Consider the following 22,815-nt stretch of genomic DNA (forward strand, 5'->3'; position numbering starts at 1 on the left):
TGGGCGCGTGAAGCCCCCTCGCCTGCTGCTCGCGGTAGCCGCCGCGCTGCTCGCCCTTCCGATCGCGGCGGCCCCCGCCGCCGCGGCACCGGCCGACGTCGACGACTTCTCGTTCGACTCGTTCTCCGGCGAGTACTACCTCGACATCGACGAGTCCGGCCGTTCGACGCTACGAGTCGTCGAGACGATCGTCGCGCGATTCCCCGAGTTCGACCAGAACCGCGGTATCGTCCGGGCCATTCCGACGAAGTACGGCGACGTGAACCTCGGGCTCTCCGTCGTCTCGGTCACCGACGAGTCGGGGGCGCCCGTGCCGTTCGAGCGCGGCGACTACGGCGATTTCGCCGAGCTCGCGCTCGGCACCGACGAGTTCGTGCACGGCCGCACGACCTACGTGATCGAGTACACGATGCGCGACGTCGTGCGGAACTTCGCAGACACCGGCGATGATGAGTTCTACTGGGACATCAACGGCGACGGGTGGGGCCAGGAGTTCGGGAGCGTGAGCGCGAGCATCCATCTCTCTGCCGCGTTCCAGGACGCGCTCACCGGGTCCGACGCGTGCTTCCTCGGGGTCTACGGCGAGGTGGGGGAGTGCGAGCTCGAGTACTCCGACGGCGTGTTCTCGGCGACGGTGACACCGGTCGGCCCCTACAACACGCTCACCGTCGCGATCGGGTTCGACGGCGGCACGGTCGTCCAGCCGACTCTCCCGCGGGACAGCTGGATCGTCACGATCGCGCCGCTCGTGCTCCTCGGCCTCGGCGGCGTGTGGCTCCTCGTCGCGATCCTCGTGCGATTCCTCGTGTGGCGGCACGCGAAGGGCCGGGGTACGGTGATCGCCCAGTTCGAGCCGCCCGCCGACAGCGACCTCCTTCTCGACGCCGAATTGCTCGATCGCCGCTGGGTCGGCCTTCCCGCGCTCTTCATCGACTTCGCCGTGCGCGGCATGGTGAAGGTCATCGACCTCGAACCGGGTGGCGGCAGCGGCACGGGTAACCGCCGCTTCCAGCTCGAGCTCGCGACCGCCGACGGGGCGACCGCCCGAGAGAAGCGGATTCTCGTCGCCCTGTTCGGCAAGGCGCTCAAGCCGGGCTCGGAGGTGAACCCGGGCTCCCTCACGGCGGCGCAGGGGGCATCTCTGTACTCGATGGGCGCATCGTCGCAGCAAGCGCTCATCGAGCGCGGCTACCTCGCCCGGCCGGATGACCGGCTGCCGAAGTGGATCCGGCGCGCCGGCTTCGCCACCGTGCTCGCGTTCGCCCCGATCTGGGTGTGGGCGGGGTTCAACGACGTGCTCGAGGGCAACGTCGTAGGACCGGCGTTCGGCACGGTGTTCCTCTGGATCGTGGCGTCCGGCTTCACCGTCCGGCCGCTGCTGCGCACTCGGCGCGGGGGCGAGGCGTTCGAGTACCTGCAGGGTCTGCGGGAGTACCTCACCGTCGCCGAGGAGGCCCGGCTGCGGATGCTCCAGTCGCCCGAGGGCGCCGTGCGCGTCGATACGGCCGACCGCGACGCCGTCGTGAAGCTCAACGAGCGCCTGCTGCCCTACGCCGTCCTGTGGGGCGTGGAGGACCGCTGGGTCGAGGTGCTGCGCGCCGCGAACGTCGCGCCCGCCTGGGTGGAGGGAACGGATGTCTCGGCGAGCATGCTCTCGAGCTTCCGGGTCGCCTCGACCTCCTCGGTCCGCCCCATCGTCACCTCGTCCTCCGGCGGGTCGAGCTCGTGGTCGTCGTCGAGCAGCTCGAGCTTCTCGAGCGGCTCGAGCGGCGGCGGCTTCTCCGGTGGCGGGGGCGGCGGAGGCGGCGGCGGCGGGCGGTAGGGACTCGGCCCGAGGTCGACTAGGCTCGCACGGTGGACATCACGCTCGTTGTCGCGCTGGTCATCGCGCTGGCACTGTTCTTCGATTTCACGAACGGGTTCCACGACACGGCGAACGCGATGGCGACTCCGATCGCGACGGGCGCGCTCAAGCCGAAAGTGGCCGTCGCCATCGCCGCAGTGCTCAACCTCGTGGGGGCGTTCCTGTCCACCGAGGTCGCCAAGACGATCAGCGGCGGGCTCATCCGCGAGGGCGAGCAGGGCATCCAGATCACTCCCGTCATGATCTTCGCCGGACTCATCGGGGCCATCGTCTGGAACATGGTCACCTGGTTCCTCGGTCTGCCGTCGAGCTCCTCCCACGCCCTGTTCGGCGGGCTCATCGGGGCGACCATCGTCGGGGCGGGCTTCGGCGCGATCGACGGAGCCGTGCTGCTGTCGAAGATCGTGCTCCCGGCCTTCCTCGCGCCCGTCATCGCCGGCGTGGTCGCCTTCACGGCGACGAAGATCGCCCTCGTTCTGACACGGAAGTCGGATACCTCGCAGGGCGGGTTCCGCTACGGCCAGATCTTCACCTCCTCCCTCGTCTCCCTCGCGCACGGCACGAACGACGCGCAGAAGACGATGGGCGTCATCACTCTCACCCTCGTCGCGGCCGGCTTCCAGTCGAGCGGTACGGGCCCCGAGTTCTGGGTCATCGTCGTGTGCGCCCTCGCTATCGCTCTCGGCACCTACATGGGCGGCTGGCGGATCATCCGCACCCTCGGCACGCGCATCACCGACGTGAGCCCCCCGCAGGGCTTCGCCGCCGAGGCGAGTACGACGGCCACGATCCTCGCGAGCTCCCACCTCGGGTTCGCGCTCTCCACGACTCAGGTCGCCTCGGGTTCCGTCATCGGCGCGGGCCTCGGCAAGGACCGCCGCGCGGTCCGGTGGCGCGTCGCGGGCCGCATTGCGATCGCCTGGCTCATCACCCTCCCGGCGGCGGGCCTCGTCGCGGCTCTCGCCGAGCTCATCGCGCGAATCGGCCCCGTGGGGATCGCGATCGACGCGGCGATCGGCGTCGCGGTCATCGTCACGATCTTCGTGCGCTCCCGGCGATCCGTGGTCGCCCACCACAACGTCACCGACTCGGACGCGGTCCCGGATGACGCGTCCGCACTCGAGCCGAAGAAGGCGGGCACCCCGTGATCGACTGGACCGCCTTCGTCACCGTCGCCGCGGCGTCCCTCCTCTCGGCGTGCCTGCTCGTCGCCCTCTATGCTCTCGGCGTGCGGCTCCTCACGAGTACGGGCGACCTGCTCCCGCGCACCCGTCGTCTCGCGGGAGTCGCGTGCTTCGTGCTGTGCGGCGCCCTCGTCCTCTTCGGCATCTACCTCATCGTCCCCGCGCTGCACGGGGGCTGAGCCGCCTCAGAGCAGTCCGCGCACCGCGAACGCCGCCTCGGTCGCCGCGGGAAGGGTGAGACCGGGGAGCTCGGTCGCGAGCTGACCAGCGTCCGAGTGCCCCTGGATCGTGATCGAGTGCACGGTGTCGAAGAGGTACAGCGCGGAGTCGAGGTGGCCGTCGGCCGCGTCATCCGCGTCGAGGGCCTGCAGCACCGCGCTGCCGTCTGCCGTGCGCTCGTCGGCGATGACCCCGGGGAGCGTGCCGTAGAGATCGAGCTCCTCCTGGAGGATCGGGATGGCGGCGATCGTCACGCCGAGCTGGGTGCCGCCGTCCGCCGAGACGAAGACGCACACCCGCTGCTCGTAGGCCTCCTGGCCGGCCTGCCCCGTCGACGCCGCTTCGTCGTAGGCGAGGTCGGCGGAGATGCCGGCGATCGCGAGCACGACCTCGTCGCACGAGGGCAGCGAGCCGCCCGCGCTCGGCGCCGACGTGTGCGAGGGCGCCGCCGTGGGGGTGTCGTCCGGGGCGGCCGCGGGCGTCGTGCAGGCGCTGAGCGCGATCGCGGCGAGGACGGCGACGGATGCTGTGGAAAACGCGCGAGGCATCCCACGACCCTAACAACCGTGCCTAGGATTGTTCTGTCAGTCAAAGGAGACAGGACGAATGTCGAACACGCCACAAGCGCAGGCAGCACCCCGAACAGCAGAGGCCCACATGATGGGCGACGAGAACACCCCCCGGCACGATTTCTCGGCCGCGATGGATGGCACCATCCCCACCCGGATCGAGTCGGACTCGCTCGGCTCGATGCCCGTCCCGGCGGCGGCCTACTGGGGCATCCACACCGCGCGGGCGCTCCAGAACTTCCCGATCACGCGCCGCGCGATCTACAACTACCCGGACCTCATCCGCGCCCTCGCGCGCGTCAAGCAAGCGGCGGCCCGCGCCAATCTCGAGCTCGGCGTACTCGACCCCCGCAAGGCCGAGCTCATCGACCGGGTGTGCGAGGAGATCGTCGGGGGCGCGCTGCACCTCGAGTTCTGCGTCGGCGCGATCCAGGGCGGGGCGGGAACCTCGACCAACATGAACACGAACGAGGTGATCGCGAACCGCTGCCTCGAGCTCATGGGCCACGAGAAGGGCCAGTACGAGCACTTCAGCCCCATCGACGATGTCAACCGCAGCCAGTCGACGAACGACGTCTACCCGACGGCGATCAAGCTCGCGATGGTGTTCGGCATCCAACGGCTGCTCGCCGAGCACCGCCTGCTCACGGCGTCGTTCGCCGCGAAGGGGCGCGAGTTCGCGAGCATCCTCAAGATCGGGCGTACGCAGCTGCAGGATGCCGTTCCCATGACGCTCGGCCAGGAGTTCACGGGCTTCGCCCACACGCTCATGGAGGACTACGACCGCCTCACCGAGACGATCCCGTGGATGAACGAGATCAACATGGGCGCCACGGCGATCGGCACCGGAATCACGGCCGACCCGCGCTATGCCGAGGCCGTGCGCCGCCACCTCGTCGAGGTCACCGGGATCGAGATGGAGACCGCGCCGGACCTCATCGAGGCGACGGCGGATGCGGGCATCTTCATGACTCTCAGCGGCACGCTCAAGCGGGCGGCGGTCAAGCTCTCGAAGATCTGCAACGACCTGCGTCTGCTCTCGAGCGGGCCGCAGGCGGGCCTCGGCGAGATCACCCTCCCGCCCCGCCAGGCCGGGTCGTCGATCATGCCCGGCAAGGTCAATCCTGTGATCCCCGAGGTCGTCAACCAGGTCGCCTTCGCGGTGATCGGCGCGGATGCCACGGTCACGGCGGCCGCAGAGGCGGGGCAGCTCCAGCTCAACGCCTTCGAACCGGTGATCGCCAACTCGATCCTCCAGTCGCTCGCCTGGATGACCAACGCCTGCTACACCCTGCGGGTCAACTGCATCGACGGCATCACGGCGAACACCGAGCGTCTCGCGATGCAGGTGGAGTCGAGCGTCGGGGTCGTCACCGCCCTGACCCCGTACATCGGCTACGCGACGGCCGCGTCGCTCGCACATACCGCGCTCACGTCGCACGCGTCGATCAAAGATCTCGTCGTCGACGCGGGGCTCATGACGCCGGAGAAGGTCGCTCAGGTGCTCTCGCCGGAGAAGCTCTCGGGAATGGTGCCGCTCACGGGCCCGCTCATCCTGCCTGACGCGCCGCCGCGCACCTAGCGGCGGGCGTGGCGCGCCCCCGCGGGCTACTTCGCCTCGGCGTCGTCCTCGAGCTCGTGGAGAGCCTTGTCGCGAGCGTCGCCCGCTGCCTCGGTGACGCGCGCCGTGGCATCCTTCGCGGCGGTCGTCGCGCGCTCGGCGACGTCCTTGGCGGTCTCGGAGACCTTGCCGGCGACGTCCTTCGCCGTCGACTGCACGTTCTCGGCGACGTCCTTCGCGGTCTCGGAGACCTTGCCCGCGACGTCCTTGGCGGTCGACTGCACCTTCTCCGCGACGTCCTTGGCGACGCCCGGCGCGGCCTTGACCGCGGCCTCGGCACGCTCGCGGATGATCGGCGCCTGCTGGCGCGCGTACTCCTCGACGTCGCGCCTCGCCTTGGCCACGCGCGGGTCCTCCCACAGCTTGGTCGCGGCGGCCTTCATCTTGTCGTACTGCTCGCGACCGGCGCGCGTTCCGAGCACGTAGCCGAGGGCGACACCGGCGGCGAGGGCGAGGATTCGAGGGTTCATGCCGTCAGCCTAGTTCGGACTCCCTGTGCACGTCCTCCGGATCCTTGTCCGGTCTCAGCCCTCGCCAGCTGGGATGACGGAGCTTGCCGGTCGGGGTCCACTCCGAGAACTCGACCTCGCCGACGATGCTCGGCGTGACCCAGTGGGCGTCGGATGCGTCGGGCCCCGGCACCTCGACGAACGGGCTCGTCTTGCGCTCGAGCCGCCGCAACCGGGTGCCGAGCTCAGCGAGCATCCGGTCGCTGAAGCCCGTGCCGACGCGGCCCACGTACTCCAGTCCGTCGGTTCCGGGCACCCCCATGAGCAGCGATCCGACCTGGTGGGCCCGCGTCCCGGAACCGGGTCGCCACCCGCCGATCACGACCTCCTGGGAGAGGTGGTGCTTGATCTTGATCCAGGATGACGCGCGCTTTCCGGCCAGGTAGGCGGATGCCCGGCGCTTCGCCATGACCCCCTCGAGCCCGAGCTGCCGACTCGTCGCCACCGCCGCCCGGGCATCCCCGTCGAACACAGGCGGCAGCTGGATCGCGCCGCCAGGGCTCAGCGCGGCCTCGAGTCGCTCCCGCCGCTCCGACCAGGGACGCTGCACGAGCGACTCGCCGTCAAGCTCCAGGAGGTCGAAGACCATGAACTGGACGGGGGTGGTCGCCATCGCCGGCTCGACGTCCTTCGGCTTGGCGAGCTTCATGCGCTTCTGCAGCACGCCGAAGTCGGGGCGGCCTGCGGCGTTGAGCGCGATCACCTCGCCGTCGAGCACGGCGTCGGTGCGCAGCATCCCGGGCAGGGCCTGCAGCTCGGGATAGGTCGCCGTGACGTCGACGCCGTTACGGCTCCAGAGGCGCACCGTCCCGTCGCGCACCTCGGCGATCGTGCGCACGCCGTCCCACTTCATCTCGAACGCCCACTCGTCCGTGTCGCCGAGCTCGCCGAGCGTGCCGGGGCTCGCGAGCATGGGGGAGAGCGAGCGCTCCGAGGCCGCGCGGGGTGGCCGGGTTCCGCCGATGACCTTGCGGCGGGAGTCGGCGCGGGCGTGGCGCGGCGGTTGCTCGTCGACCGGCTTCATGAGGTGGATGAGCCAGTTGTTCTCGTCCCCGTCGCGGCCGCCGGTCTGGATGAGGGCGTAGCGGTGGGACCCGTGCTTCTCGCCGTGAAGGGTAGCGATGACCTCTTTGCCGTCGCGCCACTTCTCGAGGTCGTAGGTTCCGCGATCCCAGATCGTGACCTCGCCCGCGCCGTACTGCCCGGCCGGGATGACTCCCTCGAACGCGCCGTAGGCGAGCGGGTGGTCCTCCGTCTGCACGGCGAGGTGGTTCTTGCCGGGGTCGGTCGGCACCCCCTTCGGCAGCGCCCAGCTCACGAGCACGCCGTCGTGCTCGAGCCGGAAGTCCCAGTGCAGCCGGGTCGCGTGGTGCTCCTGGATGACGAAGCTGTTTCCGCTCGAGGTCGGCGGTGCCTCGGCGGGCACGGGCTCGGGCGTCTTGTCGCCGTCGCGCATGCTGCGATAGGTAGCGAGCCGGTCATCCGGTCCGCCTGCGGCGATGAAGCCGGCCATGCGCTCGGGGGTGGGCTCAAGCGAGGCCAAGTGGCCCGCCGTGAGGTCGGCGAGCAGGTCTCCCTTCTTCTCGACCCGGCGGATGACCTCGCGGTAGTCGAGGTGCGCGAGGGTCGGGCTCTCGAGCTCCTTCCACGTGCGCGGCGCGGCGACCATGGGGTGGGCGCGGCCGCGCAGCGAGTACGGAGCGATCGTGGTCTTGCTGCCGTTGTTCTGGCTCCAGTCGACGAGCACCTTGCCCTCGCGCAGCGTCTTCTTCATATCGCTGACGATGAGGTCGGGATGATCGGCCTCGAGCGCCCGCGCGAGCTCGTGCGCGACATCCGACACCTGGTCGCTGGTCTGCTTCCCATCGAGGGCCGCATAGAGGTGGATTCCCTTCGACCCGCTCGTGACCGGGAACGGGTCGAGGCCCATGTCCTTGAGGATGCGGCGCGCGAGGCGGGCGACCTCCGCGCACTCCGGGAGCCCCGCGCCGGGACCGGGGTCGAGGTCGAGCACGAGCCGATCGGGGTTCTTGCGCACCCCCGTTCGACCGAACTGCCACTGCGGCACGTGCAGCTCGAGGGCGGCGATCTGGCCGAACCACGTGAGCGTCGCGAGGTCGTTGACGAGCGGGTACGAGTTGACGTGGTCGGAGTGCTGGATGTCGCGGCGCAGCACCCACTGCGGCGTCGAGCGGTCGTCGAGGTTCTTCTGGAAGAACATCTCGCCCGGGTCATCCGCCGTTCCGACTCCGTTGACCCAGCGCTTGCGGGTGACGGGGCGGTTTGCGGCGTGGCGGATGAGCGGCTCGGCGACGCGCGCGTAGTAGTCGAGCACGTCCGCTTTCGTGGTGCCCGTCTCGGGGTAGAGCACCTTGTTCAGGCTCGTGAGCTTCAGCCGGTGGCCGTCGATCGTGACGACCTGGTCGTCCCCTGCTGCGGCTGCCATGGCTCCATCTTGCGTCGCAAGGGGTGGCAGCGACAACCGGGAGGGTGTGTACTTGACATCGGCATGTTCATCATGTCCACATCACGTCGCAGACAGCGGGAGGCACGATGCGGTCGATCTGGAAGGGCGCCATCACGTTCGGGCTCGTCAATGTGCCGGTGAAGGTGTACACGGCTACCGAGGACCACGACGTCTCGCTGCACCAGGTTCACGACAAGGACGGCGGGCGCATCCGCTATCGCCGCGTGTGCGAGATCGATGGCGAGGTCGTCGAGTACGCGAACATCGCGAAGGCCTACGATGACGGCGAGCGCACGGTCGTGCTCACCGACGCCGACATGGCGTCGCTCCCCGCCGAGAAGAGCCGCGAGATCGATGTCGTCGAGTTCGTGCCGACCGAGCAGGTCGACCCGATCATGTTCGAGAAGAGCTACTACCTCGAGCCCGACTCCCGGTCGGTGAAGGCCTACGCGCTGCTGCGCCGCACGCTCGAAGAGAGCGACCGCACCGCGATCGTGAAGTTCGCCTTGCGTCAGAAGACCCGGCTCGGGGCCCTCCGCGTGCGGGGCGACGTGCTCATGCTCCAGTCCCTGCTGTGGGACGACGAGGTGCGCGAGGCGCGCTTCCCGGCTCTCGACGAGAAGGTCTCGATCTCGGCGAAGGAGCTCGAGATGTCGCAAGCGCTCGTGAAGAGCTTCGAGTCCGACTTCTCGCCCGAGAAGTTCACCGACGACTACCAGGATCAGCTCAAGGAGCTCATCGAGGCCAAGCTCGAGAAGGGCGACGCCCTCGACACGGCGGAGACCTTCGGGGAGTCGGCGGAGGAGGGCGGCGGCGAAGTGCTCGACCTCATGGAGGCGTTGCGCCGCAGCGTCGAGAAGAACCGCTCGCAGTCGGCGCCCGCGAAGAAGCCGGCTGCGAAGAAGGCGACCGCGGCGAAGCCGGCCGCGAAGAAGGCGCCGGCGAAGAAGAAGGCCTCCGCCTAGCCGGTGGGGTGAGCGGCGTCGGAGCCGTCGACGGAGTGCGCCTCGCGGATCCGGCGGCCTTCCGCCTCGTCGGCTGAGCGCTGGCGCGCGAGCATGTGGTTGCGCGCCGTGCTGCGCAGTGCGACCTGGATGCTCTCCTCCGACGCCATGCCGGCGTGCAGCTGCCGCAGCCTCATGACCTCCGCATCCACTTCCGCGCCGAGCACGAGCACGAGGTTCGTGAGGTAGAGCCACAGCAGCACGACGAGGCCTCCGCCGAGCCAGCCGTACACGCGGTCGTAGGGGGCGACCGTGAACACGTAGACGGCGAAGGCGGCCGTCGCGAGGCTCCACACGCCGATCGCGAAGAGCGCGCCGTGGCTCACCCAGCGGATGCGCTCGTGGCGCACGTTGGGTGCGGCGTAGTACAGGAGCGCGACGATGAGCGTGACGAGGGCGGCGAGCACCGGCCAGCGGACGATCGAGAACGCGGTGACCCACGGCTCGCCGATGCCGAGTGAGCGTGCCGCCGCAGCGGCGATGCGCGGCGTCGTGACGAGCAAGGCGATGACGGCGGAGAACGCGACGAGCAGGAAGGCGGACAGCACGAGCATCAGTCCGCGGAACGTCCAGATCTGGCGGCCCTCCTGCACTTCGTAGGCGCCGTTGACCGCGCGGCCGAACGCCGTCGCGTAGCTCGCGAGCGACCAGAGGGACAGCGCGAGACCGATCGCGAGGGCGAGCCCGGGGTTGCCGATCGCGAGGAGCTGGCCGAGCGGCTCTCGGATCGTCTCGACGGTCGCCGGCTGGAGCACCTCTCCGAGGATCTCGAGGATGACCTCGGTCGCCCGATCGCCGTTGCCGAGCGCGAACGCGGAGACGACGGCGAGCGCGGCGGGGAAGATCGCAAGGCTCGCGAAGAAGCTGAGCGCCGCGGCGGAGTCCAACCCGCGGTGCCGGATGAACCCGTGCCACGCGCGGCGGGCCGCGAAGGCCCACGAGCTGCGCGGGAGTCCGCGCGAGGTGAGCGTCATCGGGGGTTCCGCGACCGCTCCACGCCGAAGGGGAGGATCACCCACGCGAAGGCGATCCCGAGGAGGGTGACCGCGCCTGCCGCCCAGCCCCACTGCCTGCCGAGCACGACGTCGACGATCAGCAGGACAGTGCCGAGGATCGTGAGCCCGACGAAGAACAGCGTGACCTTGAGGACGCGGTTCGCGATTGTGACGATCTCATCCTTCGCCTTCTGCTTGAACAGCACCCGGTGCAGGCTCACCGGGGTGAGAGCGAGGATCGTGGTGATCGCGGCGGTCCCCACGAGGATGAGGTACGTCGTGACCTGGTACTCGTCGAGCTCGGTGAACCGCGGCTGGAACGCGAGCGCGAGGAGGAACCCGGTGAGGATCTGAGTGCCGGTCTGGATGACGCGGAGCTCCTGCAGCAGCTCGGCCCACCTCCGGTTGAGGCGCTCCTGCTCGGTCTCGTCGTCGCGTTCGATGGTGCCGCTCATCCCTTGATGGTAGCCACCGGGCGCGCCCGCCACAGGTGCAATCCCGCGTAGCTGCGCCACGGCGCCCAGCGCCGGCCGTGCTCGGCGAGGCCCCGAGCGGTCGACGGCAGTCCGAGGGCGGCGGCGCTCTGCAGCATGACGAGGTCGGTCGACAGGAGGGTGTCGGGGTTGCCGAGCACGCGCATTGCGAGATAGCCGGCGGTCCAAGGGCCGATGCCGGGGAGGGCGACGAGCTGCTCCGTGAACTCGGCGGCGGGCATCCCGACGTCCAGCCGCACGCGGCCCTCGACCACGGCCTCCGCGGCCCCGACGATCGTGGCGATGCGCGACGCCGGTCCGCGCAGCACCTCCCGGCCGCGCTCCGCGAACTGCTGCGCGGTCGGGAACCGCCCGTCCGACCCGAGCTCCCGCGTGAGCGTGCCGAGAACGGTGCGCGCTGCCGCGATCGAGATCTGCTGACCCACGAGGGTGCGGAACAGGGCCTCCTCCGGATCGAGCGCCCCGGGGATGCGGATGCCCGGCACCGCCGCCACGAGCGGCGCGAGCGTGGCATCCGCCGCGAGTGCTCCGTCGATCGCGACCGAGTCCGCATCCAGGTCGAAGAGGCGACGGACCCGGGCGACGAGGGGCGCGACATCCGCGATGCTCTCGAGCCGCGCGGAGCACACGACGCCGCTGTCGCCATCGAGCTCGATCCGGATGCTCGCCGCCCCACCGGGCAGACGCAGGGTCCGCTCGAACCAGTCGTGCCCGCCGGACTCGAGTCCGGCGATCGCGTGGTCTGCGAGGTAGCGCAGCACCCCCGTTCCGTCGAAGGGCGGCCGGGCCGGCAGCCGCAGCGTGATCGTCGTCGCGTCGTCGCTCGTCGGCGGTGCGGCACGACCGCGGCGCGCGAGGGCGCGCAACTGGGTGGGCGTGGTCTCGTAGACCGCGAGGATCGTGTCGTTGAACTGGCGGACGCTCGAGAACCCGCTCGCGAACGCGACATCCGCGACGGGCAGATCGGTCGAGGCGAGGAGCGTGCGGGCGCTGTGGGCGCGGTGCGCTCGAGCGAGCGCGAGGGGGCCGGCGCCGAGCTCCGCCGTGAGCACGCGAGTGAGGTGGCGGGGCGTGTAGCCGAGGCGCGACGCCAGACCGGGGACCCCTTCGCGCTCGACGACGCCATCGCCGATGAGCCGCATCGCGCGGGAGGCGAGATCGTCGGCGAGGTTCCAGTCGGGGGAGCCGGGCACGGCGTCGGGCTGGCAGCGCTTGCACGCGCGCAGCCCCGCCTCGTGAGCAGCGGCCGCCGTGCGGTAGAAGCGCACGTTCCGCGAGTGCGGCGTCATCGCGGGGCAGCTCGGCCGGCAGTAGATGCCGGTGGAGTGGACTCCCGCGATGAACTGGCCGTCGAATCGCGCATCTCGGGATCGCAGGGCGCGATAGCGCTGCTCGAAGAGGTCGTCGGTCGCGGTCACTCGTCCAGCGTCGCACCCGCGACCGACATCCTCTAGCGGGAATCGGACAGAGCTAGGCGCCCTGGGGGATGACTCCCTTGACGAGGACGAAGTCGTTGTAGGGCTCGTCCTCGCGAGTGAGCACGACGAGCCGGGCGCTCCGTGCTCGCTCGTAGAAGTCGAAGCGGGGGATGTTCTCGAGCTCGAAGTCCCGCCCCTCGGCGGCCCGCGCGAGCTCGAGGACGCGCACCGCGTTGGGAACCAGGTGATCGGGGTCGTCGTACGCCTCCATCTTCGCGACGGGCGGCACCGCGAAGTCGAGGGGCAGCACGCTCAGGATCGCCTCCGCCGCGCGCACGATCCCCGCGTCGACTCGGACGACCGGCACTCCCGCCGAGTAGGCGGGGTAGTTGCGGTCGGCGAGCACGAGAGCGTCGCCGTGGCCGAGCTCGTCGAGGTGCTTGAGCAGCTCGCCGGACAGCAGCGGGTCGGTGTTCTTGAGCATCAGGCCTCCGATCGGGGGGAAGCCTAGCTCACGACGCGATGCGGGCGTCGCCGATGAGGTGCACGGTCACGCCGAGGGCATCGAACATGGCCGCCTTCGCCGTGAGAGCCCTGTCGGCGGTCTCCGCGTCGGGCGCGTAGACGAGCTGGGCGTGGTTCGCTTTGTGCCGCGCCATGAACTGGTCGCGGGTGACGCCGTGGAGCACGGCGTGCATGATCGGCCACTCCGGGTTCGTCGCCTGCCAGCGCCGCTCGGTCTCCTCCGCGGGGAGGTCGATCGCGGAGCCGCGTCCGAGGTCCACGTGGAGCCGGGCATCCTGGATGTAGACCCGCGACCAGACGACCTCGCCGGCCTTCGACACCCCCTTGATCGTCGAGCCGCCGAGCGGGAAGTACATGGGGTTCTGCCGCCAGCCGGTGGCGCCCGCGTAGCCCTCCGCGAAGTGCGAGGGCGGAACGGAGCCGGAGATCTCGAACACCCACACGAACGTGCCGTCGAACTCCTCGCCCCACCGCACGTCGTGGAGCGTGTTCGCCGAGTCGAGCCCCATCGCCTGCCAGACGCGGTGGGTGATGAGGGCGTCGATCGCGACGCCCTCATCGGCCTCGTTCGCGAGCGGGACGGGCAGCCCCTCCCACAGCACCCGCGAGCCGTCGCGCGACCGCACCGGCGGGCGCTCGGCGTTGTTGACGATGCCCTCCGCGAGGTCGGATGCCGGGCAGATGTCCTTGAGCCCCTGCTGGTACTGGATGCCGATCGCATCCAGCCCGAAGTCGTCGGCGATGCGCAGGAGCGCGATGTACATGCGCGCCTGGAGCAGCACCTGGCGCTCGGTGAGCTCGGTCGCCTCATCGCTGCCGAACGCGAAGGTCATGCCGTGCTCCAGCAGCCAGTCGAGCACGCCGCGCGCGTCATCCTCGCTCACGGTCTGCATCTCGGCCCACAGAGCGGACTGCGACAGGCGCTCCTTGTAGATGCCGAGCGGGTTCATGAGCTCGTCGTCGATGATCGCGTTGTACATCCCCATGCAGCCCTCGTCGAAGACGCCGAAGATCGCCTTGTCGGCGGTGAGCTGCGCGGCGAGCGCCCGCCCGAGCGCGACCTCGTCGGTCGCGGGGAGCGGCGGGAGCGGATGAACGTGCGAGTCGTCGTGGGCGATCGAGCCGGTCTCCACCCAGCTACGGATGCCGTCGAGGAACCACTCGTCGGTGAAGTCGACGCTCCAGATGCTCGAGTAGGGCTTGCCCATCTTCGTCAGGCCGCCGTTGAGGCCGAGGAGGCCGACGAGGCCGGGGGCGTCCCCCTCGAAGTTCGCGACCGTGAGGATCGGGCCGCGGTGGGTGCGCAGTCCCGCGAGCACGTGGTGGCTGTACTGCCAGACCGCCTCGGCGACGATGAGCGGCGCCTCCTCGGGGATCGCCGTGAACACCTCGAGCCCCATGCGCTGGCTCGAGATGAAGCCGTGGCCGGTGGCCGGGTCGACGGGGTTCGCCCGACGGATGTTCCAGCCGAGGTCGCCGAAGACGCGGGCCAGCTCGGCCTCCATGCGCTCTTGGATCGGCCAGCCGGACCGGTTGGGCGCCTCACGGAGGTCGCCGCTCGAGATGAGCCACGCCGTCTTCGGCTCGAGGGCCGGTCGGGTGACGGGTGAGGGGAGGGTGTACGCGGGCATCAGTGCTCCTGTTCGGTGGTGCGGAAGACGAGGGTCTCCCAGTCGTCGACGTCGTCGATCTGGACGCGGCCGTCGGTGAGGGTCAGCGGATGCTCGGCACCGTCCACGACGCGGGCGGCGGCCACGGCGCCGCGCACCCGGAGGGTGAGCGAGGCGAGCCGGGCGACGTCTTCGATCGCCGCGGGCTGCGCGGCGCCGTAGAGGTCGAGCGGCACGACGGGGTAACCGGTGACGAGGTGCACGACGAGGTCGCTGCCGCGTCGGGCGACGACGGCCTCCGTGTTGTGGTGCGTCCCCTCGATCGCGACGACGGGCTCCTGCCCCGCGGCGCGCAGCACGAGCTCGGCGAGCAGGTCGCGATAGGCGCCGTGACCCAGCCGCGCGCGGTTGTTGCCGAGGCGCGCGGTGGACACCACCACGCGACCAGCGCCGACGGATCGCTCCACGATGACGGGCTCCGCCGTCGCGCGGCCCGGCGCCGGCTGGTTGTTGTGCCAGTAGTTCGACTCGTCCGTCTCGAGCACCGGGTCCGTGCGTGTCGCGAGCACGCGGACGTCGTCAGCGATCTGCGACAGCGGTGCCATCCGACCGTAGTGGGGCAAGGGCCAGTCGCCGAGGTCGCCGGCGAGCTCGGCGCCCAGCTGCACGTACGGGAAGGTGTAGCCGGAGCGCTCGCCGAATCCGACGCCGAGCAGGTCCACCAGGGCGGGATCCATCGCTGTCGGGCGACCCCGTTCGTCCCGGGTCCCCGCCTCCCCGGTCACGACGAGGCCGCCGCCGGAGCGGACGAATGCGCCGAGGGCAGCGACCTCGTCCGGAGACAGGGAGAGGGCATCCGGGAGCACGACGACGCGGTAGTCCGAGAGTCGCGCGAGGGACTCCGGGCGCTCGTCGAGGAGGTCGACGGGAAGGTGCGCCTCGACGAGGGCGCGGTAGGTACCCGTCACGGCCGCGACGAGGTCGCTCGGCGCCGATCGCGGCTCGCTCTGCGGGAACTGCGCCGACTGCTCGCCGTTCGACGGGTTCTCCTCGGCGCCGAGGACGCTCTCGAGCTCGCGCGAGCGCTGGCTCGCGTAGAGCGCGGCGAAGCGTTCCGGCACCGCGCCGTCGAGCCACCGGGACCGCTCCGCGATCCGCGCGAAGACGGGCGCGAGCCGTCGGTAGACCTCCGGCTCGATCGCGCCGCTCGCGTACGGCTGGTCGTCGACCGACACCGTCGAGCCGTGGGCGGCGACGGTGAACGCCTCGAATCGCAACTGCGCCTCGGAGCGCAGCGTGAAGTCCCACGTGTGCACGAATCGGCTCACGAGAACCTCGCTCGGTCGCCCCTGCACTCCCGCGGAGATGTAGCTCGAGGCGAAGCTCGGGAACCCGAGGCCGTGCCAGTCGGTGTAGCCCTCGCTCGAGCCGATGTCGGCGAGCTCGAGGTGGCCGGTCGTGAGGCCGATCACCGCGTCGACGAAGGTCGTCGCGTAGAAGTTGGGGATGAGGGCCGCGAGCGGGCGCTCCTGCGCGAGCACGGCGCGCTGCTCCTCGAGGTAGTCGCGCAGCACCTGCTGCGAGAAGTGGATGAGGTCGATCCAGCCCTCGTCGTCTCGATCGTCGGGCATCGGTCGGCCGTACTGGGCCTCGAACGCGCGCTGGCAGCGCCAGCACACGCACGGCCCGGCGGTGAGAATGTCGCTCCACAGCCCGTCGATGGGGTAGCGGCGGGCGATCTCGCGCACCTGGTCGAGCGCGAACTGCCGGTACGGACCGAGGAGGCACAGCGCGGGCCAGCGACCCGTGCTCCCGCGGGAGGGCGAGGGCACGAGCATCCAGTCGGGGTGGGCGCCGGCGGCGGCCGTGTCCCACATGTTGGAGTAGTAGGCGATGACGCGGATGCCCCGTTGGTGCGCGGCGGCGAGCTGTTCGCCGAAGAGGTCGCGGCCCTGGAGCTGCGAGTGCGGTCGACCGATCTCCGTGGGGTAGTAGGCGTTGCCGTACTGGCACTTCGCAAAGAGCACGACGGAGTCGACCCCGGCCTCGGCGAGGATCTCGAGGTCCTCCTCCGGTCGGACGGCCGAGAGCAGCTCGAAGCCGGGATCGGGGACGATGCCGCGCTGGTGCGGATCCGCCCAGTCCGGCGTGTGCGCGTCGTAGAAGACCCGGCGTCGGGAGGTCGTCCACCAGGAGGTGTCCGGCCCGGTCACGGGCGAGAGGCGGGTCGTCACGGTCGTCTGCTGTCCTTCGAAGTCATGCGGGGAGGAGGAGGCTCGGGGCGCCGGTGCCGTCGACTGAGCCGATTTTTCTGCGGCGGCATCGGGCGCCCCGAGGGCTGTGGGGATGCTCATGGCCGGGCCCCCTGGGCGGCGTCGATCCCGGCGAGCTCGTCGGCCGTGACGCGAGCCGCGAACGCGGCGAGGAGCGCGGGCACGACGAGCGCGAGGGTTCCGACCGTCGCCGCCACCGCGAAGGCGCCGAGGACCCCCAGCGCGATCAGCGAGACGGTCGTGCCGGGTCGGTACACGGCCAGGATCGCTCCGCCGCGGATCGCCGCGATCCCACCGCGGCCGCGAACGGCGCCGTAGGCCAGCGCTCGGGGCAGGACGGCGAGGGCGAGGCCCGCGGCGGCGAATCCGACGATCCGGAGCACGCCGTCCTGGCTGACGAGCCAGCCGGACCCGGCCGCCGCCGCGAGGATCAGGAGCGCGAGCAGGGCATCCGCTCGCAGCAGGTCGCCGACGCGGACCCGGCCGCCGTCCGCGAGAGCCGCGCCCACCTGGGCGAGGCCGGCGGAGGCGAGCGCGAGCGGCGTCAGGGCCAGGGCGACGAGCCACGGCGGAGCCGCCCCGAGGAGGGCGACGCCCACGGGCACGGCGGTCGCGGCGGTCACGGCACCCACCGCGAGAACGCGGGGGAGCTCGCGCCACACCTGCAGGGCGGTGACCCGCAGCTGCCCGGCCGGGCCGAGCGCGACGGTCGCGGTCGCGGCGCTCACAGCTTGAGCCCGCTCGACGCGATCGACTGCACGATCCAGCGCTGGGCGACGATGAAGACGACCAGCACCGGGATGATTGCGAGGGTGATCCCCGCGGCGATCGTGCCGAGCGAGCCGGTCGAGAACCGGCCGGCGAGCAGGACGAGGCCGACGGGCAGCGTCTGGTTCTCGACATCGCGGATCATCACGAGGGGCATGAGCAGGTCGTTCCACCAGTAGGTGAAGGTGAGGATGCCGAGCGTCGCGAGCGCCGGCCCGGAGAGCGGCAGGATCACTTGGAAGAAGGTGCGAACGTGGCCGGCCCCGTCGATGCGCGCCGCCTCCTCGAGCTCTCGCGGGAGGCTGAGGAAGTGCTGGCGGAGCAGGAAGATGCCGAACGCGCTGAACACACCCGGCAGGATGAGCGCCCACAGCGTGTTCGTCAGCCCGAGCTTCGACATCACGAGGAAGAGCGGCACGATCGTGACCTGGAGCGGGATCATGAGCGACCCGATCACGAGGGCGAAGGCGACCCCGCGACCCGGGAAGCTCAGTCGTGCAAAGGCGTAGCCGGCCGTCGAGCACGTGATGAGCTGCGCCGCGGTGATCGAGCCGGCGACGACGAGCGAGTTCAGGATGAAGCGCCCGTAGGGCACCTGCTCGAAGACCTTGCCGAAGTTCTCCAGCGTCGCCTCCGTCGGGAACGGCGAGGGCGGCAGCTCGTAGAGCTCGGCGTCGCTCGCCGAGATCGCCCCGCGGAATATCCACAGGAAGGGAGCCACGATGGCGACCGCGGCGATGGCGAGGATCGCAAAGGTCAGCACGGTGGTGACGATGGTGGACGGCCTCGGAAGGGCTCGTCGCTTCAGGGTGCTGTTCATTCGTAGAAGGTCCATCTGCGGGAGACGCGGAACTGGATGGCGGTCAGAACGATGAGCACGAGCAGGAGCGTGATGCCGATCGTCGACGCGTAGCCGAGGTCGAAGCTGCCGAAAGCGGTGTCGTAGATGTACTGCACGATCGTCCGACTCGCGTCGCCCGGTCCGCCGGTGGTGAGCACTCGCGGTTCGGCGAAGAGCTGGAACGCGTTGATCGTGTTGATGACGATGAGGAAGAAGACGGTGGGGGACAGCAGCGGCAGGGTGATGCGCCAGAAGCGCTGCCAGGCGTTCGTGCCATCCACGATCGCCGCCTCCCGGATCTCGTTCGGGATCGACTGGAGCCCGGCGATGTAGACGAGGATCGAGAAGCCGAGGGTCTTCCACGACGAGACGATGATGACCGAGATGGGCGCCCAGAAGCTCGAGCCGAGCCAGTCGATCCGGCCGACGTCGAACCACTCGCCGAGCCAGAAGTTGACGAGGCCGAGGTCCTTGTTGAGCAGGAAGCGCCAGATGAGCGCGACCGCCGACGAAGACACGACGAACGGGAAGAGGAACGACAGCCGGAAGAAGCCGCGCAGCCACCGGGGCATCCTCGTCTCGAGGAGCACGGCCAGCAGCAGCCCGATCGTCACGTTGACGGCGAGGATCGCGAAGGCCATGTAGGCGGTCGAACCGTACACCGCGAGCAGGCGCCCGTCGGTGAAGAGGCGGGCGAAGTTCGCGAGACCGATGAAGCGGCCGTCGCTCAGGAGGTTCCAGTTGAAGAAGCTGAGCAGGATGACGCCGGCCGCGGGAGCCAGCACGAAGAGAGCGAAGCCGACGAGGGAGGGGCTCAGGAAGCCGAGGGCCGCGAGTCCGTCTCCCCGCCGTCGACGCGAACGAGTGTCTGCAGCAGCAGGGGTGGCAACCCGAAGGCTGCCACCCCCGACACCGCTACCGGTGTTACTGGTCATCTCAGCTGCAGGCCACAATCGGGTCGAGCTCGCCCTGGAGCGTGGTCAGGCCGTCGGCGATCGTCGTCTCACCCGCGAAGATGAGCTGCAGGTTGCGCAGGACGGTCGACTCGAACTCGCTGTACTTGGCCGGGGCCGGGTAGGGCACGAGCGTGTCGTGGTCGTCGATGCTCGAGTAGAACAGGTCGGAGCTCACCGGCGGGACGCCCACCTCGCTGATGGTGCTGGCGACGGAGCGCAGCGACGGGATCGAGTCGCCGGGCGCCTCGGGGGTGCCGACGTACTGCTCCTGGATCTCCGGGCTCACCGTGAACTTCTGGTACTCCCACGCGAGATCCGGGTTCGGCGAGGACTGCAGGATCGGGTAGCCCGAGCCGCCGAACACGGTCTTGTACGTCTCATCCGACGGGTAGAGCTGGATGTCGAAAGACGTGAAGCCTGCGGGCACGAAGGTGCCGATCGGCCAGCGGCCGGCACCGAACATCGCGATCGATCCGTTCTGGAACCGGGTGAACACGTCGCTCATCGGCATCGGCGCGGGCGCGATGCCCTCGTCGATGAGCCCCTTGAGGAACTCGAGGGCCTTGGTGACCTCCGGTGTGTCGACCGTCGCCTCGCAACGGTCGTCGCTCGTCAGGTTGCCGCCCGCGTTCGCCACCCACGGCATGATCCCGGGGAAGATCTCGTTACTGGCCCAGGTGAAGCCGTACTGGTCGGTCGTTCCGTCGCCGTTGGTGTCCTTCGAGAGGGCGGCCGCGGTCGCCTTGAAGTCGTCCCACGTCCAGTCCGCGGACGGCGCCTCGAGGCCGGCTGCGGCGAACACGTCGGTGTTGTAATACACGACCATGTTGTTCCAGGCGTTGGTGAGGGTCACGATGTCGCCGTCGACGGTGAACCCGTCGATGAGTCCCGGCGCGATGTCGTCGACGAGCGCCGCGGCATCCGGGTCGCTCTCGAGGTAGTCGTTGATCGGCAGCGCGAGGTTGTTGGCGTGGATGAACTCGGCGCCCTCGCCCGAGATGAGCATGAGGTCGGGCTTCTCGCCGCTCGCGATGAGCGTCGCGACGTTGGCGTAGTAGGTGCCCCAGTTCTCGCCGGCCACCGGGGTGAGGCTCACCTCGACGTCGGGGTTGGCCGCCATGAAGGCGTCGGCGGTGGCCTGGTTGCCGGTCTGCGCCGCGGGGCCGTAGTCCCAGAAGACGACGTTGAGGGTCTTCTCGCCCGAGTCGGAGCCCGAGCTGGGCGCGCAACTGGCGAGGGCCGTTGCGGTGAGCGCGGCAGTGAGTGCTGCGGCCGCGATGGTTCTCGTGGTGCGGTTCATGGTTGGGGGTAAATCCTCTCCGTTGAGAATCGGCTGACCCCAGTAGACCGCAAGAAATCGGTTTCGTCAAGTTACGCGATGAAACACGCGACAAACCCGGTATTTCAGGGCTGAAGTGCGAGAAACCGATTGCAGATTCGGTGTGCTCAGCGGGCGGGACGCGCGGCACCGCGCGTGACATCCGCCCGCAGCACGACAGTCCGCGCCGGCTGGTCGTCACCGGCGATCCGCTCGAGCAGCATCGTCGCCGCCGTCGTGCCCAGGTGGCGAGCGGGGAGGTGCACCTGCGTGATCGCGTCGGGATGCAGCGTCGAGAAGGGGAGGTCGCCCACGACGGCGACGCCGAAGTCGGGCGGAGTGATGCCCGCCTCGGAGAGCGCTTGCAGCGCCCCGACGCCCATGAGGTTGTTCGTGGTGACGACGGCGTCCGGCGGCGAGTCGAGCGCGAGCAGCGCCGCCATCGCCGCTCGGCCGCCGTCGACACGGTAGTTCGCGTGCTGGAGGTAGCGATCGATCGTCTCGCCCGCGCCGCGCTTGGACACCACTTGGCGCCAGCCGAGGCTGCGCTCCTCGGTCCACTCGAGGCCGAGGGGGCCCGCGATGCACGCGACGCGTTCGTAGCCGGCGTCGAACAGCGCCGTCGTCGCGGCGACACCGGCAGCCCGGTTGTCGACCATCACCGAGTCGATGGTGAGCCCGGTGTTGCGGTCCACGGCGACCACCGGGCGGCCCCGGTCGGTGACGTGGCGGATATCCCCGTCCTCCGATGCCGGGGCGAGGATGACCCCCGCCATGTCCTCCGAGTTCGCGATGTCGAGGTAGCGCGTCTCCTTCGCCGGGTCGTCGTCGGTGTTGCACAGGACGACGGAGAACCCGGCGGCCTGAGCCTTGTCCTCCACGCCCCGGGCGAGCGCCGTGAAGAACGGGTTCTCCACGTCGGGGATGAGGAGGGCGATCAGCTCGGACGACTGGTTGCGCAGCCGACGCGCGGTGCGGTTGGGCGTGAACTGGAGCTGCTCGGCGGCCTCGCGCACGAGGCGCACCTTCTCCGGGGACACCGCGGCTCCGTTGAGTACTCGGGAGACGGTTGCGGGCGAGACGCCGGCGAGAGCCGCGACCTCGTAGATGGTGGCCATAGCGCCCCACTCTAGTTCCAATAAATCGATTTCAGATAGCGGGCGCGCGGGGCTAGCATGGCGACGACCCAGGAGGTGCAATGGCTCCCCGTACCCGCACGGAGACCGACATCATCGCGAACGTCGACCCCGAGATCGCCCCGGCGATCGCGGCGACGCTCACGCCGTGGCTGCCCGACGGCGAGCTCGAGGTGAGCGCATTGCGCGAGCTGGATGCCGGGCTCGCCGCCGCGCGGGAGCGCCCCGTCGTCTCGCCCGCTCCCGACGTCGTGCACGTGTCCGGCCCCGACGGCGACGCGCTCGAACTGCGAATCCACGCGGCACGGGGCGGCGCCCCCGCCCCGGCCCTGCTCTGGATCCACGGCGGCGGGATGATCCTCGGCGCGGCGGAGGGCGACGACGCCCTGTGCCGCGCCTACGCCGACGGCTCAGCGGTCGCGGTGGTCGCGGTCGACTACCGGCTCGCACCGGAGCATCCGCACCCGGCTCCCGTCGAGGACTGCTATCGCGCTCTCGAGTGGATCGCGAGCGCGCAGCATCCCGCGATCGCCGCGGGGCGCATCGCCGTCGCCGGGGCGAGCGCGGGCGGCGGCCTCGCTCTCGGCCTCGCGCTCCTGGCTCGGGATCGGGGCGGTCCCCGCATCGACTATGTGCAGGCGATCTACCCGATGATCGACGACCGGGGGATCACGGCTGCTCACGAACAGCTCGCGCTCGCGCCCGTCTGGAACGCCCGCCTCGACGAGCTCGCGTGGGCCGCATACCTCGGAGGTGCACCCGCTGACCACTACGCCGCGCCGGCCCGGGCCGAGGACGTCGCCGGCCTCCCGTCCCTCGCTATCGACACGGCCGAGTTCGATCTGTTCCGCGACGACGACATCGACTTCGCCCGCCGGGTGCTCGCGGCGGGCGGGCGCTGCGAGCTGCACGTGGAAGCCGGCACGGTGCACGGCTTCGACGGCATCGCGCCCCTCGCGGCGGTCTCCCGGCGCGCCTGGGGTCGGCGATTCGAGACCCTCGCGAGGGCTCTAGGGGTGGCAGTCCCCGTGTCAGAATGACGGA

General features: G+C 70.3%; 20 protein-coding genes. 6 read left to right on the plus strand and 14 right to left on the minus strand.

The features are described from left to right. Positions 1–7 precede the first annotated feature (7 nt). The 3 genes from Q5716_RS05305 to Q5716_RS05315 are packed head-to-tail and all read left to right on the plus strand — an operon-like array spanning position 8 to position 3,227. Complete coding sequence (locus Q5716_RS05305) at positions 8–1,822, plus strand: DUF2207 domain-containing protein (protein ID WP_305002051.1); 1,815 nt, start codon at positions 8–10, stop codon at positions 1,820–1,822. Between the two features lie 32 nt (positions 1,823–1,854). Then, on the plus strand, positions 1,855–3,012 hold the full coding sequence (locus tag Q5716_RS05310; RefSeq protein WP_305002052.1) for an inorganic phosphate transporter: 1,158 nt from the start codon (positions 1,855–1,857) through the stop codon (positions 3,010–3,012). Then, complete coding sequence (locus tag Q5716_RS05315; protein ID WP_305002053.1) at positions 3,009–3,227, plus strand: hypothetical protein; 219 nt, start codon at positions 3,009–3,011, stop codon at positions 3,225–3,227. Before Q5716_RS05310 ends, Q5716_RS05315 begins: the two co-directional genes overlap by 4 nt. 6 nt (positions 3,228–3,233) lie before the next feature. On the opposite strand, the gene Q5716_RS05320 is transcribed toward Q5716_RS05315, so the two are convergent. Then, the gene (locus Q5716_RS05320; RefSeq protein WP_305002054.1) at positions 3,234–3,815 is read right to left on the minus strand and encodes a hypothetical protein; all 582 of its coding nucleotides are present in this window, start codon (positions 3,813–3,815) and stop codon (positions 3,234–3,236) included. Between the two features lie 154 nt (positions 3,816–3,969). Here Q5716_RS05320 and Q5716_RS05325 point away from each other — a divergent pair, with 154 nt between their 5' ends. After that, positions 3,970–5,418 (plus strand): aspartate ammonia-lyase, encoded by a 1,449-nt coding sequence (locus Q5716_RS05325; protein WP_305002965.1) that lies wholly within the window; start codon positions 3,970–3,972, stop codon positions 5,416–5,418. A 26-nt stretch (positions 5,419–5,444) separates the two neighbouring features. Here Q5716_RS05325 and Q5716_RS05330 read toward each other — a convergent pair whose 3' ends face one another. Continuing rightward, a complete protein-coding gene (locus Q5716_RS05330; RefSeq protein WP_305002055.1) occupies positions 5,445–5,927 on the minus strand; it encodes a protoporphyrinogen oxidase in 483 nt (160 codons plus the stop codon). Between the two features lie 4 nt (positions 5,928–5,931). Further along, positions 5,932–8,412, minus strand: a complete 2,481-nt coding sequence (locus Q5716_RS05335) for an ATP-dependent DNA ligase (protein ID WP_305002056.1) — start codon at positions 8,410–8,412, stop codon at positions 5,932–5,934. A 107-nt stretch (positions 8,413–8,519) separates the two neighbouring features. Here Q5716_RS05335 and ku point away from each other — a divergent pair, with 107 nt between their 5' ends. Further along, on the plus strand, positions 8,520–9,398 hold the full coding sequence (gene ku, locus Q5716_RS05340; RefSeq protein WP_305002057.1) for a non-homologous end joining protein Ku: 879 nt from the start codon (positions 8,520–8,522) through the stop codon (positions 9,396–9,398). On the opposite strand, the gene Q5716_RS05345 is transcribed toward ku, so the two are convergent. The 11 genes from Q5716_RS05345 to Q5716_RS05395 all read right to left on the minus strand — a co-directional run bounded on the left by Q5716_RS05345 (position 9,395) and on the right by Q5716_RS05395 (position 21,753). Then, on the minus strand, positions 9,395–10,411 hold the full coding sequence (locus Q5716_RS05345; protein WP_305002058.1) for a YihY/virulence factor BrkB family protein: 1,017 nt from the start codon (positions 10,409–10,411) through the stop codon (positions 9,395–9,397). The two genes, ku and Q5716_RS05345, sit on opposite strands and share 4 nt — an antisense overlap. After that, entirely contained in the window at positions 10,408–10,887 is a 480-nt protein-coding gene (locus tag Q5716_RS05350; protein WP_305002059.1) for a DUF6328 family protein, read from the minus strand. The genes Q5716_RS05345 and Q5716_RS05350 overlap by 4 nt, the downstream gene beginning before the upstream one ends. After that, positions 10,884–12,344 (minus strand): AlkA N-terminal domain-containing protein, encoded by a 1,461-nt coding sequence (locus Q5716_RS05355; protein WP_305002060.1) that lies wholly within the window; start codon positions 12,342–12,344, stop codon positions 10,884–10,886. The genes Q5716_RS05350 and Q5716_RS05355 overlap by 4 nt, the downstream gene beginning before the upstream one ends. A 52-nt stretch (positions 12,345–12,396) precedes the next feature. After that, positions 12,397–12,828 carry an RbsD/FucU family protein gene (locus tag Q5716_RS05360; RefSeq protein WP_305002061.1) on the minus strand — a complete coding sequence of 144 codons (432 nt, stop codon included), beginning with the start codon at positions 12,826–12,828 and terminating at the stop codon, positions 12,397–12,399. Positions 12,829–12,856: 28 nt separating this feature from the next. After that, the gene (locus Q5716_RS05365) at positions 12,857–14,500 is read right to left on the minus strand and encodes a fucose isomerase (RefSeq protein WP_305002062.1); all 1,644 of its coding nucleotides are present in this window, start codon (positions 14,498–14,500) and stop codon (positions 12,857–12,859) included. Then, on the minus strand, positions 14,500–16,833 hold the full coding sequence (locus Q5716_RS05370) for an alpha-amylase family protein (RefSeq protein WP_305002063.1): 2,334 nt from the start codon (positions 16,831–16,833) through the stop codon (positions 14,500–14,502). Before Q5716_RS05370 ends, Q5716_RS05365 begins: the two co-directional genes overlap by 1 nt. Further along, on the minus strand, positions 16,830–17,480 hold the full coding sequence (locus Q5716_RS05375; protein WP_305002064.1) for a hypothetical protein: 651 nt from the start codon (positions 17,478–17,480) through the stop codon (positions 16,830–16,832). The genes Q5716_RS05370 and Q5716_RS05375 overlap by 4 nt, the downstream gene beginning before the upstream one ends. Beyond that, positions 17,477–18,340, minus strand: a complete 864-nt coding sequence (locus Q5716_RS05380) for a carbohydrate ABC transporter permease (RefSeq protein ID WP_305002065.1) — start codon at positions 18,338–18,340, stop codon at positions 17,477–17,479. The genes Q5716_RS05375 and Q5716_RS05380 overlap by 4 nt, the downstream gene beginning before the upstream one ends. Continuing rightward, on the minus strand, positions 18,337–19,296 hold the full coding sequence (locus Q5716_RS05385; protein WP_305002066.1) for a carbohydrate ABC transporter permease: 960 nt from the start codon (positions 19,294–19,296) through the stop codon (positions 18,337–18,339). The genes Q5716_RS05380 and Q5716_RS05385 overlap by 4 nt, the downstream gene beginning before the upstream one ends. Before the next feature lies 1 nt (position 19,297). Next, positions 19,298–20,617, minus strand: a complete 1,320-nt coding sequence (locus tag Q5716_RS05390; RefSeq protein WP_305002067.1) for an ABC transporter substrate-binding protein — start codon at positions 20,615–20,617, stop codon at positions 19,298–19,300. A 146-nt stretch (positions 20,618–20,763) separates the two neighbouring features. After that, complete coding sequence (locus tag Q5716_RS05395) at positions 20,764–21,753, minus strand: LacI family DNA-binding transcriptional regulator (RefSeq protein ID WP_305002068.1); 990 nt, start codon at positions 21,751–21,753, stop codon at positions 20,764–20,766. A gap of 80 nt (positions 21,754–21,833) precedes the next feature. Between Q5716_RS05395 and Q5716_RS05400 the strand changes: the two genes are divergently transcribed. Then, positions 21,834–22,811, plus strand: coding sequence for an alpha/beta hydrolase (locus Q5716_RS05400; protein WP_305002069.1), 978 nt, complete (start codon positions 21,834–21,836; stop codon positions 22,809–22,811). Positions 22,812–22,815 lie beyond the last annotated feature (4 nt).

The sequence above is a fragment of the Antiquaquibacter soli genome (assembly GCF_030580675.1).
Lineage (GTDB): Bacteria > Actinomycetota > Actinomycetes > Actinomycetales > Microbacteriaceae > Rhodoglobus > Rhodoglobus soli.

Coding starts and splice junctions, on each gene's coding strand:
- Q5716_RS05320 (WP_305002054.1), bottom strand. CDS start 3,815: ATGCCTCGCGCGTTTTCCACAGCATCCGTCGCCGTCCTCGCCGCGATC.
- Q5716_RS05325 (WP_305002965.1), top strand. CDS start 3,970: ATGGATGGCACCATCCCCACCCGGATCGAGTCGGACTCGCTCGGCTCG.
- Q5716_RS05330 (WP_305002055.1), bottom strand. CDS start 5,927: ATGAACCCTCGAATCCTCGCCCTCGCCGCCGGTGTCGCCCTCGGCTAC.
- Q5716_RS05335 (WP_305002056.1), bottom strand. CDS start 8,412: ATGGCAGCCGCAGCAGGGGACGACCAGGTCGTCACGATCGACGGCCAC.
- ku (WP_305002057.1), top strand. CDS start 8,520: ATGCGGTCGATCTGGAAGGGCGCCATCACGTTCGGGCTCGTCAATGTG.
- Q5716_RS05345 (WP_305002058.1), bottom strand. CDS start 10,411: ATGACGCTCACCTCGCGCGGACTCCCGCGCAGCTCGTGGGCCTTCGCG.
- Q5716_RS05350 (WP_305002059.1), bottom strand. CDS start 10,887: ATGAGCGGCACCATCGAACGCGACGACGAGACCGAGCAGGAGCGCCTC.
- Q5716_RS05360 (WP_305002061.1), bottom strand. CDS start 12,828: ATGCTCAAGAACACCGACCCGCTGCTGTCCGGCGAGCTGCTCAAGCAC.
- Q5716_RS05365 (WP_305002062.1), bottom strand. CDS start 14,500: ATGCCCGCGTACACCCTCCCCTCACCCGTCACCCGACCGGCCCTCGAG.
- Q5716_RS05370 (WP_305002063.1), bottom strand. CDS start 16,833: ATGAGCATCCCCACAGCCCTCGGGGCGCCCGATGCCGCCGCAGAAAAA.
- Q5716_RS05380 (WP_305002065.1), bottom strand. CDS start 18,340: ATGAACAGCACCCTGAAGCGACGAGCCCTTCCGAGGCCGTCCACCATC.
- Q5716_RS05385 (WP_305002066.1), bottom strand. CDS start 19,296: ATGACCAGTAACACCGGTAGCGGTGTCGGGGGTGGCAGCCTTCGGGTT.
- Q5716_RS05390 (WP_305002067.1), bottom strand. CDS start 20,617: ATGAACCGCACCACGAGAACCATCGCGGCCGCAGCACTCACTGCCGCG.
- Q5716_RS05395 (WP_305002068.1), bottom strand. CDS start 21,753: ATGGCCACCATCTACGAGGTCGCGGCTCTCGCCGGCGTCTCGCCCGCA.
- Q5716_RS05400 (WP_305002069.1), top strand. CDS start 21,834: ATGGCTCCCCGTACCCGCACGGAGACCGACATCATCGCGAACGTCGAC.